Annotated in this window: 9 protein-coding genes and 1 pseudogene; 5 read left to right on the plus strand and 5 right to left on the minus strand. The window is 66.5% G+C overall.

The annotated features are described in order from the left end of the window. Positions 1-825, minus strand: coding sequence for an SDR family NAD(P)-dependent oxidoreductase (locus tag A8G08_RS02195; RefSeq protein WP_068269530.1), 825 nt, complete (start codon positions 823-825; stop codon positions 1-3). Then, positions 822-1,760 (minus strand): alpha/beta hydrolase, encoded by a 939-nt coding sequence (locus A8G08_RS02200; protein ID WP_068269532.1) that lies wholly within the window; start codon positions 1,758-1,760, stop codon positions 822-824. The genes A8G08_RS02195 and A8G08_RS02200 overlap by 4 nt, the downstream gene beginning before the upstream one ends. Positions 1,761-1,865: 105 nt before the next feature. Between A8G08_RS02200 and A8G08_RS02205 the strand changes: the two genes are divergently transcribed. The 3 genes from A8G08_RS02205 (at position 1,866) to A8G08_RS02215 (ending at position 4,624) form a co-directional block, all read left to right on the plus strand. Further along, positions 1,866-2,558 (plus strand): TetR/AcrR family transcriptional regulator, encoded by a 693-nt coding sequence (locus A8G08_RS02205; RefSeq protein ID WP_068269534.1) that lies wholly within the window; start codon positions 1,866-1,868, stop codon positions 2,556-2,558. Between the two features lie 76 nt (positions 2,559-2,634). After that, positions 2,635-3,855 carry a L,D-transpeptidase gene (locus A8G08_RS02210; RefSeq protein ID WP_068269539.1) on the plus strand — a complete coding sequence of 407 codons (1,221 nt, stop codon included), beginning with the start codon at positions 2,635-2,637 and terminating at the stop codon, positions 3,853-3,855. A gap of 58 nt (positions 3,856-3,913) precedes the next feature. After that, positions 3,914-4,624: an enoyl-CoA hydratase/isomerase family protein gene (locus A8G08_RS02215; RefSeq protein ID WP_068269540.1), complete on the plus strand. Its 711-nt coding sequence runs from the start codon at positions 3,914-3,916 to the stop codon at positions 4,622-4,624. Positions 4,625-4,628: 4 nt separating this feature from the next. On the opposite strand, the gene recD is transcribed toward A8G08_RS02215, so the two are convergent. The 3 genes and pseudogenes from recD to recC all read right to left on the minus strand — a co-directional run bounded on the left by recD (position 4,629) and on the right by recC (position 13,126). After that, entirely contained in the window at positions 4,629-6,509 is a 1,881-nt protein-coding gene (gene recD / locus A8G08_RS02220) for an exodeoxyribonuclease V subunit alpha (protein ID WP_068269542.1), read from the minus strand. After that, positions 6,506-9,796 (minus strand): UvrD-helicase domain-containing protein, encoded by a 3,291-nt coding sequence (locus A8G08_RS02225; protein ID WP_068269555.1) that lies wholly within the window; start codon positions 9,794-9,796, stop codon positions 6,506-6,508. Before A8G08_RS02225 ends, recD begins: the two co-directional genes overlap by 4 nt. Next, a pseudogene (gene recC / locus A8G08_RS02230) lies at positions 9,793-13,126 on the minus strand (exodeoxyribonuclease V subunit gamma). Before recC ends, A8G08_RS02225 begins: the two are co-directional and overlap by 4 nt. Positions 13,127-13,353: 227 nt before the next feature. Between recC and A8G08_RS02235 the strand changes: the two are divergent. Both A8G08_RS02235 and A8G08_RS02240 read left to right on the plus strand, forming a co-directional pair. Next, entirely contained in the window at positions 13,354-14,145 is a 792-nt protein-coding gene (locus tag A8G08_RS02235; protein WP_068269544.1) for an alpha/beta hydrolase, read from the plus strand. Between the two features lie 455 nt (positions 14,146-14,600). After that, positions 14,601-14,852, plus strand: a 252-nt coding sequence (locus A8G08_RS02240; RefSeq protein WP_157108366.1) for a hypothetical protein, incomplete at its 3' end; no start/stop codon positions are given.

Consider the following 14,852-nt stretch of genomic DNA (forward strand, 5'->3'; position numbering starts at 1 on the left):
TTAGCGCGCCAGCCTTTCGGCGACACCGAGCGCGCGGGTGTATGTACCGGGAGTGAGTCGTTTCACCTGCCAGACGAACTTCGCGTCGAGCTGCGGCAGGACGTGCAGCTGCCCACGGTCGTGCGCGTCGAGGGTGGTGCGGGCAACCGAATCCGGTGACACGCCAGTCCATTTCATGAGCTTGGTGGCCAACCGAGCAGCCGATTCCTCGATGCCGTCGTTGTCGATGATGTTCGTTTTCACGAAGGTCGGGCATAGGACGGTCACGGCGATACCGGTGCCGGCCAGCTCGGCCGCGAGTGTCTCGGACAATGCGAGCACCGCCGCCTTGCTGACGTTGTAGGCCGCCATCCGCGGTGCCGCCGCGAAGCTGGCCGCGGAGGCGACATTGACGATGCCGCCGCGGCCGTGCTCACGCAGCCTGGGCGCGAACACGTGGCACCCGTGAATGACACCCCACAGGTTCACGTCGAGCGTTCGCTGCCAATCCGTGAGTGGCGTGTCACCGATAACGTTCCCGCCAATGCCGATGCCCGCGTTGTTGACCACGATGTCGGCGGGCTTTCCGAACCACTCCTCGGCGACGTCGGCCAGATCGGAGACGTCGCTCGCGACGGAAACATCGCAGCGGCGGTCGAGCGCCCGGTCGCCGATCAGCTCGACGGTCTGTTTCGCTGCCGCGGCATCGATATCGGCGCACACCACTCGACCGCCCCTGCGCGCCAACTCGACCGCGAATGCACGCCCGATGCCACTACCCGCGCCGGTAACCACGGCATCGGCGTCGTGCGTGCGGCGGGCACCGAAGAACGGCAGCAAGTTCACGAGATCTCCTGACGATGTGGGGATCGCTCGCCGGCGGCGAGCGACGCGACGATGAACGCTGCCGCCTCGCCGAGTGCGAGATCGGCTTCACGCACGAGCAAGGGCAGAGCCTGGAAGACGTGCGCCTGATCCGGCCACACCTCGAGCCGGCATCGCGCTCCGAGTACATCGGCGAGATATTCCGCATCCGCTCGGAGCATCTCGGCTCCGCCGGCCTGAATCAGCGTCGGGGGGAAGCCGGTCACATCGTCGAATTCGAGTGCGAGCCGCCGATCTTCGGGATCGAGTCCACGCGTGTACAACCCAACCAGCCTTCGGGCCGCTGCCGCCGAAATCATCGGGTCACGGATCACCGCGTCGCGCCGGTCGGCGAGAGTGAGGGTGAGATCCACGAACGGCGAGAACAACGCCAGCGCCGCCGGTGTCGGCTGCAGCGACCGACGCAATTCCAGCACCAGATCCAGAATCAAGTGCCCACCCGCTGAATCACCGGCCAGCACAATACGATCCGGCGAATACGCCCGTTCGAGGAGCCAATCGAAGGCAGCGCGAACGTCGTCGGCCGGCGCGGGAAATCGGTGGCGCGGCGCGAGCCGATAGTCGCAGGCGAAGACCGGCAGACCCGTCATCTTCGACAGTCGCGACACCAGTCCACGATGGGTGCGCGCCGAACACACCGCATAACCACTGCCGTGCACATACAGGACCACCGCGTCATTCCCGGCGTGAACGCCCGGGCCCTGCACCCATTCGCCGCGGACCCGTACGCCGTCACCAACGTCGACGTCGACCAACTCGAAAGAGGTCCCCGGACTTGGGCGCCCAGCCAACGCGAGCACGCTCGCGACCATCCGCCGGTGTAGGTCGACACTGCGATTTCCGATGGGTACCGCCGACAGAATCGGCCGAACCGACCGGCGAGATACCTCGGTCACCGCTCGTGTCCGCAACGAAGCAGAGCTTCGTGGTGGCACACGCCACCATTGGGTGCGCATGCCACCAGTTTGTGCTTGGGGCCGTTTCCTTGTCAAGATGGACTCATGCCGGCGACAGCAGGAGTGTGGGGCGGGCGCACTGCCGAACAGCGCCGTGCCGAACGCAGACAACGCCTGATCACCGCTGCAACCGAGATCTGGTCCGAGAGCGGCTGGGCTGCAGTGACGATGCGCGGCGTTTGCTCACGAACGTCCCTCAACGACCGGTACTTCTACCAAGAGTTCGCCGACCGCGATGCGCTGCTGGCGGCCGTCTGGGACGGCGCGCGCGACGAGACCATCGCCCTCCTCGCGACACTGATCGCGGAGAACGCTGGACGGTCGCCATTGAATACCCTGCGGCAAGCGATCTCGGCGGTCGTCGACCGTGTCGCCGGTGATCCCGGCTGGGCGCAAATCCTCTTCGGCGAGCACACCGGCAGCCAGATCCTCGAACAGCGGCGGTCTGCCGCATTGCAGAGCGCCACCGATCTACTGGTCCTCGCCAGCAGCGCCTACACGGAACCCGACATCGACGAAACGGCATTACGGATGGACGCCTTCGTCGGTATCGGCGGATTCGTCGAGCTGATCAAGGCCTGGCGGCAAGGGCTCATCGGTACCGATGCCCAACAGATCATCGATCACACCAGCCGGCTCGGCGCCACCCTCGCGGCCGACTACCTGCGGCCCGAGTACCGACGCACGCTCGTCGGTGGGATGCGCAACTCCGACCTCCGCGGCGAGGAGCCGGCATAACGCCCGACGGATACATCAGGTCGGGATAACCGTTGTTGCGTGCGTGGCATCTCCCCCGGCGGGTATTCGACAATTCATGCACGTTCACCGTTTCGTGGTTTTGCTCGCCGTACTCCTCGTGATGCTGGCCGCCGGTGTGACGGCCTGCGCGTCCAACGAAGGTGGACCCGCGCAGACTTCGACTGCGCCGCCGGTCGGGCCCGCGATCACAGTGACGCCGGCTGCCGGTGCGAGCGGGGTCAATCCGCGCGATCCGGTGTCGGTGAGTATCGAGAGCGGAACCCTCGAATCGGTCACTCTGAACAACGATGAGGGCCGAGTAGTCGAAGGAATCATGACTCCGGACCACATGTTCTGGAAGCCCGGCGAGCCGATGGGGTACGGCAAGACTTACACCATCCACGCGACCGCGGTGAGCGAGCAGGGCGCACGCAGCGAACAGTCCAGCACCTTCTCGACGTTGGCGCCCGGCAACCAGACGAAACCGACGTTCGTTACCACCGGTGGCGATGCACTCACCGACGGTGGAATCTTCGGTGTCGGGACCGTGATCGTCACCCATTTCGACGAACCTGTCCCCGACAAGGCTGCAGCGGAACGGGCACTGTCTGTCGAGACGACGCCCCAGGTGCAGGGATCGTGGTACTGGGCAGACGACCAGAATGTGCACTGGCGACCCCAGAACTACTGGTCCCCGGGCACCCGGGTCACGGTCCGCGCCACCGTCTATGGCCTCGATCTCGGCGAAGGGCTGTTCGGGCAGGAAGACGCCGCCACCACCTTCGGCATCGGCAATGCCCATGTCTCGATCGCCGACGACGCCACGAAACAGGTCACCGTCACGGTCAACGGGCAGGTCATGCGCACGATGCCCACTTCGATGGGTCAAGGCGGCACGGAGGTCATCGCGGGGAAGACAATCTCGTTCTGGACCCAACCGGGCACCTACACCGTCCTCGACAAGGCAAATCCGGTGGTCATGGATTCGGCCACCTACGGGCTACCGAACAACTCGCGCCTGGGCTACAAGGAAACGATCAATTACGCCACACGGATCAGTACCGACGGCATCTACCTGCACGAACTCGCCGACACCATCTGGGCACAGGGCAATACCAATGTCTCGCACGGGTGCCTGAACCTCAGCCCCGACAATGCGCGCTGGTTCTATGACTTCTCCGTCCCGGGCGATGTCGTCGAGGTTCGCAACACCGGGGGCGAGCCACTTCAGCTGTGGCAAAACGGCGACTGGAGCGTGCCGTGGGAGCAATGGCAGGGCGGCAGCGCTCTGCGCTGACCCGTCTTTCTGACGAAATGCGGGCCTCGTCGAGGACTCGCCTGGTTAGCCTGCCCGTATGCCCTATTTGGAGCATCGCGATGAGGTCTTCGTATTGAATCTCGGTTCGACCTCGGAGATCGATTCGGAGAATCGGTTCAATCCCGGCTGGGTCCGCGAGGTTTCCGCCCTGCTGGACGAGGTCGACGCCTCGGAAGGGCCCGCGGCGCTGGTCACCACTGCCACCGGAAAGTTCTATTCGGCGGGCGCGGATCTCTCGTGGGCCATGGACAACCTCGAGCAGGTCGACGCATTCATCGACGGGGTACAGGAGTTGTACGCCCGCGTGTTGAGCTTCCCCATGCAGACCGTGGCTGCCATGCAGGGTCATACCTTCGGCGCCGCGTCCTTCTGGGCGATGGCGCACGACTACCGTGTGATGCGCGCGGACCGGGGCTATCTATGCTTTCCCGGTGTCACGATCGGTGCGACATACAGTGCTGGAACGGTCGGCATGGTCGCCAAGCGCCTGTCGTCCCGCGCATTTCACGAATCGCTCACCACAGGGCACCGATACGGCGGTGCGGATGCGCTGGGGCTGGGCCTGGTCGACGAGACTGCGGCAGCAGACGACCTGCTCGATCGGGCAGTCGCGCGGGCGGCATCATTGGCGAGCACTCGCGGCCCCACGCTGGGACAGATAAAGACCACCATGTACGCCGGAGTGCTCGATGGCCTACGGATTCCCGTTTCCGGCATCGAGTCCCAAGAATGGTCGAGGCGGGGGTGACCCGCTAGGTCACCGCTGTGATCGTCCGCCGTAGCCCGCTGGCTCGCAGCACCTGCCGCCCGACCGCGAACCGAACCGAATCTGGGGTGCCGAGGACCCGAACATGCTTGCGGGCGCGGGTAATTGCGGTGTACAGCAGCTCACGGGATAGCAGCGATGAGCTCTCCGGCGGAAGCAGCACGGACACCGTGTCGTACTGGCTGCCCTGGCTGCGGTGAATGGTCATCGCGTAGACCGTCTGCGCGGCGGGGAGGCGCGTCGGGTGAACGAGCACGACCTCGCGCCCCCGCGCGAAGGCTGCGGTCAATTCACCATCCGCCGTTCGGACGATGACGCCGGTGTCGCCGTTGTAGATGCGCAGCTCGTGGTCGTTCGACGTCACCAGCAGCGGCTGACCCGGATACCAGCGGGTTGAAGTCAACGGCCGGCCCGAGTCTGTGGCAACCCATTCCATCGCGCGGCGCGCCCACAGGTCCACGCCGTGCGGCCCGTGCCGGTGCGCGCACAGCAAGCGGTGCAGCTCGAGTTCGTGCAGAGCCCGCGCCGCATCGCCGGCCTCGGCGGCGGCCGTGACGAGCCGTGCCGTTTCCACGGTGTCGGCGTGCAGGCCGGCGATGTCCGCAACCGGATGCAGTGACACTTCGGCAGCGTCGTCGCTTTCGAGCAGTTCGACGGCCCGGTCGGCGTCGCCGTCCCGCACCGCGACGGCGAGGTCCGCGATCGCGGCCCCGAAGCGCCGGCCGCGGCTGAGCCGGACGATGCCGCCGCGCAGCCGGTTTCGCTCAGTCTTGCCAAGTGCCGCTTCGTTCGGATCGGCCCCGGCGTCGAGGTCGGCCTTCACCAGTTGCGCCGCAACCGGGTTTCCGTCGACCGTGACTGGCCGGCCGACGAGATCGGCCAGGACGGCACCGGCGTCCACCGAGGTCAGCTGGTCCGGGTCACCAACGAGCAGGAGTCGAGCGTCCGTGCGTACCGCCTCGAGCAGCCGGCACATCATCGTCAACGAAACCATTGACGTCTCGTCGACCACGACCACGTCGTAGGGCAACCGGTTGTGCTCGTTGTGCCGGAATCGGGTGCGGCTCCCGGGTTGCCAGCCGAGCATTCGGTGCAGCGTCGCCGCGGACAGATCCGCGGGCAGATGCAGACCTGCGGCCTGATCGCGCACCGACTCCTGCAGTCGCGCAGCGGCTTTACCGGTCGGCGCGGCCAGACCCACCCGCAGCCTCGACCCGGACTGCTCGGACAGCAGCGCGATGATCCGAGCAACGGTGTGCGTCTTTCCGGTACCGGGACCACCCGCGATGATCGTCGTCCAGTGTGTCGCCGCCAAGGCGGCCGCAATGCGCTGCCGATCCGGTGCTGTCGAGGGTTTCGTCGTGTCGTCAGCGTCGCGGAACAACGACCCGAGCGACGACTCGACCTGCACAGCATCGACTTCAGGGTGGGTGCTCGCCCGCTCGGTGAGGATGCGCCGGATCGTCTGCTCCTGGCGGTAGTACCGGTCGAGATAGAGCAACGGGCCTTCGTCGGTGTCCACGAGGCGCAAGGGCCGCAGCGTGTTCGATTCCGAACCGGTGATGAGCGGACTTCGGCGCAGACCGGTGAGGATCTCGTGGAGGTCTGGCCACGGGAGTGTCGTCGGGTCGACTTCCGAGTCCTCGTCGAGCGCGATATCGCTGAACCGATTCAGGTCGAGGCACACCGAGCCTGCACGCACCGCTCGCACCGCAAGCGCGGCCGCGAGCAGGACCTCCGGCGCCGATTCATCACCGAGGCTGCTCAGCCGTGAGGCGACATGTACATCGGCCGCAGCAAGCACTCCCGCGTCGTTGAACGTACGAAGCAATCCGGTACCGCGTTGCGCCAGTTGCACTTCCGTCATGATCCCGCCAACAGGTCCGAAAGGTCCGACACGAGGGCGGCCGGCGCATCCCACGAGAAGACCCCCGCGCCGGCCGGGGTATCCGGGCCGACCATCCCGCGTACGAACAGGTACCGCGCACCGCCGAGATGCACCTCGGGCCGGTACGCGGGCATGCGCCAGCGCAGGTAGCGGTGCAGTGCCACCAGGTAGATCAGCGCCTGCAGCGGATAGTGCGCTCGCATCATCTCCTCCGCCATCCGTTCCTGGGTGTAGTGGGCAACGGTGAGGTCGCCCGTACCCAGCCGATTGGTCTTGTAATCGACCACGAGGAAGCTCGGACCCGGCACACGCAGTACGGCGTCGATGCTGCCGGTGAGGAAGCCGCGCAGCGGGACCGGTTCGATGGTGTCGAGCCGGTCCGCATACGACGCGAGCGGATCGTCCGCCGGGATGTGCTTGCGCAGGAGAGCGGCGATGGATTGCACGGTCGCCGAATTGGCCAGCGGAGCTTCGCCACCCGCGAGCGGGATTTCGAACTCGAGCTCAGGGAGCCGATCCGTCGCCGTGATATCCGACAACGCGCCTCGCGTGCCGCTGCCCCAGCCGAATGGTGTGTGCATTACGGGCAGCAACGCAGTCGCGAGCGCGTCGGGGTCCACCTCCGCGAGCCGTGCGTCGACCGCGTCACGGCAGCGGGTGGTTAGCTCCGCTGCCAGATCGTCCGACGTGGGGTCGACGTATTCGAGCACCTCGTGAACGAGCGTGCCGAATGCCGCACCGCCGGGGAGGTCGTTCATCGGGGACGGGATGCCGCCGTCGACCTCGCCGACGATCGGCTCGTCCTCGGGTTCGTCCGTCTTCCCCGGCTCTTCGGCTTCGCTTGTCACGCCGGGTGTTTCGTGCGCAGCGGCGGTAATCGCCGAATAAGACGTACGCCGCCACGCGAAGTCGAGGTCGCGGTCGAAGACGGCGGCTTCGAGAGCGGTCGATTCGGGCGACGGCGACGACCACGTCGCTGTCAGCGGGGGCCGGCCGGGCACGGCCTCAATCGAGATGAGTTCCCGTGCATCGGTCGCCCAGCTCGACAGCTGCGCTCCGATCTCGGTGTCCTGCGGCACCTTTGCGGCCCCGGGCATGCCCGGCTCGCCACGCGGACGACCGAAGATCATGCGGTGCAGCGACGACCCCGCGGTGGGAAAGGCCGGTGCCCACCACAGCACGACCTGGCACATCGCACGGGTCAGTGCCACGTACAGCAATCGCAGTTCTTCGCCGGCGTCTTCCTGCTCGTGCGCGCGCTTCCGTGCCGAGTAGCCCTGCGCGTCGTCGCCACCCACGTCGAGCACACGCTGGCCCTCATCGTGGAAGAGCAGCGTTTTCAGCTCGAACGGTTTCGCCGGATCCCATGCGAATGGCAGATAGACGATCGGGTACTGGAGTCCCTTGCTCGTATGCACGGTCGCGATTTGGACGACCTCGGCGTCGCTGTCGAGCCGCCGAATCCGGTCCGACGAACTCTCGATCGCCGGATCGGCAACGCGATCCGCGAGCCAGCGCGTGAGGCTCGCCAATCCGGCGGATCGCTCGACCGCGATGCGGTTGAGCACCTGCGCGATGTGCCGCAGGTCGGTGAGATCGCGCTCCCCTGCCTCCACGGACAGCAGCCGATCCTCCAACTCGGACTGCGTCGCGAGCCGCTCGAACATCGCGGCAAACCCTGCCTGAGCGAAAAGGTCTGCGAGCGCGAGCAACTGGGTGCCGACCTCGGCGACCAGATCGTCGCCGCGCTCATCCAAATCGGTCGCGGTTCGGCCGAGCAGTGCGGTCACCGCGGCACGGCGAACGCGATCGGCTCGATGCGGCTGCTCGAGTGCTTCCAGGACCCGCACCCAATCCCGTGCACCGGGTGTGGCAAATACACTCGTACCGCTCGTCAGCACGGACGCGACGCCAACTCGGTCGAGCGCGGCACGGATCTCCTCGGCACGGGCGCTGCTCGGCACCAACACGGCGATATCACCCGGACCGACCGGACGCGGCGGATCGACGGCCAGTTTGGGCGCGCGAGCGAGCAGGGTGACGATATCGGCCGCGACATCATCGACCACGCGCGATCGCTGCCGTCCCACTGCTGGGAATCCGCTCTTGTTAAACGGACCGCCGCCGGCGCGCAAAAGGTACCGCAACCGGATCGGCGTCGATTCCGCGAGCCGCGAGCGTTCGAGCGCCGACTCGATCGAGTGCACCACGATCTCCGAATGCCCCAGCGCCGCACCGCCCTGCAGGTAGTCGAGAGCGGCGACTAGGTCGCCGTCGCTGCGCCAGTTGTGCGTGAGTTCGAGATGGTTGTCGGCGTACTGGACGGCCTCGAGGTAGCTGAGCACCTCCGCGCCGCGAAACGCGTAGATGGCCTGCTTGGGGTCACCGACGAGGACCATGGTGCTGTGCCCGTGAAATGCGCGGTGCAGGATGTCCCACTGCAAGGGGTCGGTGTCCTGAAATTCATCGACGAGCACCACTTTGTAGCGCGCTCGAACGCGCTCACAGGCCGCGGGGCCGTGAATTGGATCGGCGAGCACGTTGTGCAGCAGCGTCAACAGGTCGTCGTAATCGCGAACCCCGGTCATGCGCTTGCGGCGTTCCACCTCGGCCCGCGCAGCCTCGGCGAACTCAATCCGGTGCGCCGCTTCGGAACCCGGCGGCTCGCCCTCGGGCACCAGCTTGGCGTGCCGATCGCCAACTGCCGCGGCACCGACGATCCCGGCGACCCGGCGGTCGAACGGGATGTCATCACTCTTGGCATAGCGCTCGAGGTAGAGGTCGTCGACGACCTCCGTGACAATGTCGCCGATCGATTCCACGAGGGTGGCTTCGGGTTCGCGTTCGCCTGCGAAGCCGAGTCCGTCCAACATGCGCTGGCAGAAGCTGTGCGTTGTCGCGATCGTCGCCGCGTCGAGGTCGGATAGTGCCTGCACGATCCGGCGGCGGCGCAGCGCCACCTCGTCCTCATCGGCACCGGCGAGGTGGGCAACGAGCGGATCTTTGCTTGTGCGTGCCGCGACGGGATCCGCCAACCCGGCTGCGACCGAGACGAATCGCTGTCTGGTGCGCTCACGCAACTCCTGCGTCGCAGCGCGCGTGAACGTGACCAGCAGCAGTTCCGGGACGGTGGCAACTCCCTCGGCGACGTAGCGCGCGGCGAGCGCGACGATGGCGTAGGTCTTACCGGTTCCCGCGCTGGCTTCGAGAACGGTGGTGCCTGCCGGAAGGGTTCCGGTGACCTCGAACCGCTCCGCCCGGATCATGAGCGGCCCGACCTGGACGGCGCGATCTTCTCGGACATCTCGCAGGCGAGCAGCGGAGCCCACAAACGACGCGCGACCACGCCGAAACGCGTCGGTTCCTCCGACCAGGTCGCCTCCGTCGAATCCGGTGTCGCGGCGATGAAGTGCGCGAACGTCACACCGTCGCCGTAGACGTGAACCAGGTGACGATCCTTCCCGTCACCGAATGTCCCGCTGAATTCCTTGGCCGCCGCCTCCGTCGCGTCCTCGACGCCGGCGCCGCTTTCACGCCGATCCGCATACTCGGCCGACGCTTTGGTGGCGATCGGCAACGGCTCGCACAGCCCGCGATCGCGAAGTTCGACCAGGCGAGCCAATTCCGCCGCCGGATCGTCGGGCGGCGTCAGGATCGATCGCATTGCACCTCTCCCCCGCGCCCGCCCGGTCACGACGCCCAACCACTGCGTCTCCGGTCGACTCACGGCTAGCGCGAGCAGCCGAACCCACGCCTGCATGCGATGTTTGGGCGCCAGCGTGGAATAAGAGCTACGCGCCAGCCGATTGCCGTGCACACCGGCCACCGTGCCGCTCAACCGACGGCCATTGCCCAAGTCGACATCGATGTCGATCGATTCGGGCGCACCCTCGTGCACCGGAAGGCACATGTGGACAAGCATTTCCACGTCTTGGCCAACCCGGCGGAACGCGTTCTGACCGAGCTTGGCGGGCGGCAACGATTGGCGACGCCATTCGGTATCGCGAAACGTCTCCAACGTGGTTCCGGCGAGCCTAGCCGTGAGCATCCTGTCTCCGATGTCCCACTCCTCGAGTCCGTTGAGTTCGATGGAGAGAGCGTCGGCAACGTCGTCGTCGACGTCCGGAATGCGGATCCCCAACCGCTGTCTTAGAAACGCCTGCGTGGGGTGGATGGCGAACGCGACCAGTTCGTCCAGGTCGACGTCCTCCGGTGGGCGCGGCGGCAGCGCGGCCGGAAGGAACGCCGGTACCGGCTGCGGTTGTCGCTCGCTGGCTTGGGCACCGGCGAGCGCCGAGCGATCGAAGCTGAACGGATCGGGTGTCCGGAAGTATCGCGGGTCGAACGGCTGCAACGGATGCCGCTGCACCACCTCGTCGATCTTCTCGGGATCGACGGTCCGTTTCAGGACGTCGATCACCTCACTGAGCGGAATGGCCGGGGGCCGTTGACTTCCGTTGACCGGATCGGCGCCGGTGAAGAACAGCAGCAACTTCTGTTGCGCCGACATGATGGCATCGAGGAGCAACTGCCGATCCTCGCTACGCGGATCACGTTCGCCGAGCATCGGATCCCGGGCAAGCACGTCGTCGCCGTCCACCGCGCCCGTTCTCGGGTACACCTCGTCATCGAGCCCGAGCAGAATCACCACCCGGTGCGGGACCGAGCGCATCGGCACCATCGTGCAGACGGTGAGCTCGCCGGTGCGGAAATTGGATCGCGTAGGCCGTCCGGCGAGGCGGCTCCCGAGCAATGCGCGCATATCGGATAGCCGGAGCTCGGTATCGCCACCATCGCCGAGAGCCTCGGCGAGTTCCCGGTTCGCTTGGGCGCGTTGCCAACTCTGCGCTGCCGGAAGGTCGGTAAGCAGGTCCAGCCCGGTGAGGATCTGTTGGCGCCACGCGACCGCGGACTGGGGCACCCGAAGCTTGCGCACCGTCACGTCGAGCCGGTCGATGTATTCGGCGAAACGCCCGGCGAGGTCGATGTCGTTGCTGTCGACATCATCGAGCGGCAGCGCCATTTTCAGCCAGGTGCCCTCGGTTTCGTCGGCGGTGGCACCGAGGAGCACCCGGTCCAAGGCGGTACGAAACGTGTTCTGCGGAAAATCACCCAGACCGAACGCGGTGCGCTGCCCCGGCGACAGTCCCCAGCGCGCACCGGCTTCCGCCGACCAACCCGCGACCCGCTCGAGATCGTCGTCGTCGAATCCGAACCGGGTTCGCACCGGACCTGCGGCCGCGAGGTCGAGCACTTGGCTGGCGGTGATCCGGCCGTCCGCGATGGTGAGCAGGACGTCGAGGACCGACAGCACTTCGTTGGTCTGGTGCAGTGCCCGGTCCGCGAGTCGGACTCGCAGTCCGTGGGCGGGGTGCCCGAGAACCCCCTGCCCGAAGCTTGCTCGGATCAGCGGCGCATAGGTCTCGATATCCGGGCACATGACGATGACATCGCGGGGTTGCAGCGTCTCGTCCGCGACGAATAGATGCAGCAGGCTTTCGCGCAGCACCTCCACCTGGCGGGCCGGCCCATGACACACGTGTACAGCCACTGTGCCGTCGGGCGCGACCACTTCCTCGCTGCCCCCGGCCGCGGCATCGGCCGCGATATCGGCCGCGATATCGGCCTGGACCCGTCCGAGTAGCGTTCTTGGGCGCGCCGGCGCGGGGTGCTCGATATCGGCGAAATCCGTTCCACGCAGGCGGAATTGCAGTTCCCGCACATCACGGGCAAGGCTCGCGAGCAGCGGATGCCGCACCACCAGTGCGCTGTCGTCGTCGCGGCGCCGCGGCGGAATGGGTCGATCGGCGAGCCGCTGCCACATCTGGGGGCTCGGATGCGGAAGCCAGAGATGGACATCTCGATGCAACCCGAGCGTGGACAGCACCGCGAGTTGGTCGGTGGTGAGGCGGGTGGCGCCGAAAACCGACAACCGTTGCGGCAAATCGAGCAGGGCCGGGTCGTCGCTCAATCGGGCGTCGGGTGTCGTCGAGCCGTTCGGCAGGACTCGGAGCGTTGATGCGCACGCGCACCTGCCGCCACAGAATCGCTTGCCACACGAGGTCGTCCGGGAGCGGTTCGCCCGCACCATCGGTATCCGCACCTCGCGCCCAGTCGAGAATCATGGCCGGGCGCTGCGCGGCATAGCTGCGGAAGAGCCGATCCAGTTGCACCGCAGTCGCATACCGCCGACCGGTGCGATGGTTGCGCGTCTCGTCGGGTGCATCGTCCGCACCGAGGTGCCTGGCGAGCACCGCGCACCACGGCTCGTTCAGTGAGGCATCGATGACCTCGAGCAGCGCCCATACCGTCCGCGCCGGGGACCACGGGTCGTCGTCCGGTTCGAGTCCCTGAATGGCCGCCACCGCGGTATCGACAAGCCGTGCGGGCGTCGGGAAGTCGATATTCGCGGAAATGCCATCGCCGTGCGTCGCACCCAGCCGGACAGACAGCTGCTGGTTGAGCCAGCGCTCGACTCCCTTTGCCGGAACAGCGATCACCTCGCGGGCGAACGGATCCTCGAGCGGCGAAGCAAGCACCGTCGCGAGCTCACCCGCCAGCGTGTCCGTCCGCTGCGCGCGATGCAGCTTGAACAACGCCGCGACCTCCCCGTCGTTCCTCGCGCCGCGAGCCGCGGCGACCGGTTCGATCCTAGGTGAGGCGTCCGACAACCGGATCTGTTGCGCAACGGTGCGACGGAGGGGTACACGCGTACCAAAAATGTGAAGTGTGTGGCTTCCAAAAGCGCGCGCCATGTCTCGAACTGCACGACAATCGGACAATCCAGACCCGCACATCTCCACCGCTACCAAAGGAGACCTTCATGCGCTATCGGATATTGGCAACGCTCGCCGCGGTGGTGGCGTTGTTCGCGGGACTGTTCGCAGCCCCAGCGTCCGCCCAGACCTTGCCGACCGTGGTCCTCGTGCACGGCGCCTTCGCCGATGCAACGAGCTGGGACGGCGTCGCCGCCGATCTGCGCGGACGCGGTTACACCGTCGTCACCCCGGACAACCCGCTGCGCGGCCCTGCCTACGATTCGGCAGCGATTCGGAAGGCCCTCGACGGCATCTCCGGTCCGGTCGTGCTCGTCGGCCACAGCTATGGCGGCATGGTGATCTCCCAGATCAAGGACCCGAAGGTGAAGTCGCTGGTGTACGTCGCGGCGTTCGGCCCGGCCCAGTACGAGCCGGTGATGCTGGAACTCGATCCGATTCGGTTCCCGGGCAGCCGTCTGCTCCCGCCCGCGCTGGAGGTCAAGGTCGTGGACGACCCAACGGGGCCGGGCGGCAAGAACCTCGACGGCTATGTCGCGCCACGTTATTTCCACGAGGTGTTCGCGCAGGACGTCAGCGACGCGACCGCTGCGACGATGCTCGCCCATCAGAAGTCGGCGGCGCTGGTTGCAAACCTCGAGCCGAGCGGCCCGCCCTCGTGGGCGTCAAGCCGCAATTGGTACGTCGTCGCAGGTCAGGACCGCGTAATCCCTCCTGCGTCGCAGCGGTTCATGGCGCAGCGGATGAAGGCGACAGTCACCGAGGTGAACGCCTCGCACGCTGTCCTGGTGTCCCAGCCGGTCGCGGTGGCGAACGTCATCGTCGCGGCCGGGAAGTAGCAGTCGGCAACTCGGCGAATGTGATGTAGGTAACGTCTTCGCGCTCGAAGTCGATGGTTGGGTGAACCCCGATTGCTCGCCGGCATCGCTGCGAGCGAAACAGACTTCATTGCGAGGGGTGGGCGCACGCGGGGATTCCCGCGGGCGCCCATTCTGCTTTTGGCACACATCCAGCAATCCCAACCCCAATTGGGTCCGTCGATTCGGGCGTGGCGACGTTCCGCACCTCGATAAGTTTCGCTGACATCCTCGGATGTGAAACAGCTGGCGGACTGCCGCCGACTAACGAAGTATGCGGGGATGGCGCCGTTTCGCCTGAACAGAGTTCCCACCGCGGCGACGAACCGATTCCGCGAGGAGCGCCAGCGAGTCGAACGACCGACCAGTCGAATCCTGGGCGACCGGGCCGTTGGCGGCGGTCGAATCGGGCGCTTGGGCTTATCGCCAGCACTTTCGTGGTCGCCCTAGCGCTCACCGTTGTGGTGATGATTGGTGGCCGTAGCGATGTCGCCGCTATCTCACCGGTCACGCCGACGGTCTTCTACACCTCCGGCGCCTCCGGAACGCTGTCGAGCCTCCTTCCGGGTGCCGTAGGCCCGGGCACCATCACATCCGGCCTGAGCGACCCATTGGGTATCGCGGTCTCAGGGGACACGCTCTACTACACAGTGGACAGCTACCTCGGTCAGGGTGGTGCCGTCCTCGCC

The sequence above is a fragment of the Aldersonia kunmingensis genome (assembly GCF_001646865.1).
Classification (GTDB): domain Bacteria; phylum Actinomycetota; class Actinomycetes; order Mycobacteriales; family Mycobacteriaceae; genus Aldersonia; species Aldersonia kunmingensis.

What these genes read in the sequence shown, in the direction of transcription:
- A8G08_RS02205 (WP_068269534.1), top strand. Translation starts at nt 1,866, where the DNA reads ATGCCGGCGACAGCAGGAGTGTGGGGCGGGCGCACTGCCGAACAGCGC.
- A8G08_RS02215 (WP_068269540.1), top strand. Translation starts at nt 3,914, where the DNA reads ATGCCCTATTTGGAGCATCGCGATGAGGTCTTCGTATTGAATCTCGGT.
- A8G08_RS02210 (WP_068269539.1), top strand. Translation starts at nt 2,635, where the DNA reads ATGCACGTTCACCGTTTCGTGGTTTTGCTCGCCGTACTCCTCGTGATG.
- A8G08_RS02235 (WP_068269544.1), top strand. Translation starts at nt 13,354, where the DNA reads ATGCGCTATCGGATATTGGCAACGCTCGCCGCGGTGGTGGCGTTGTTC.
- recD (WP_068269542.1), bottom strand. Translation starts at nt 6,509, where the DNA reads ATGACGGAAGTGCAACTGGCGCAACGCGGTACCGGATTGCTTCGTACG.
- A8G08_RS02225 (WP_068269555.1), bottom strand. Translation starts at nt 9,796, where the DNA reads ATGATCCGGGCGGAGCGGTTCGAGGTCACCGGAACCCTTCCGGCAGGC.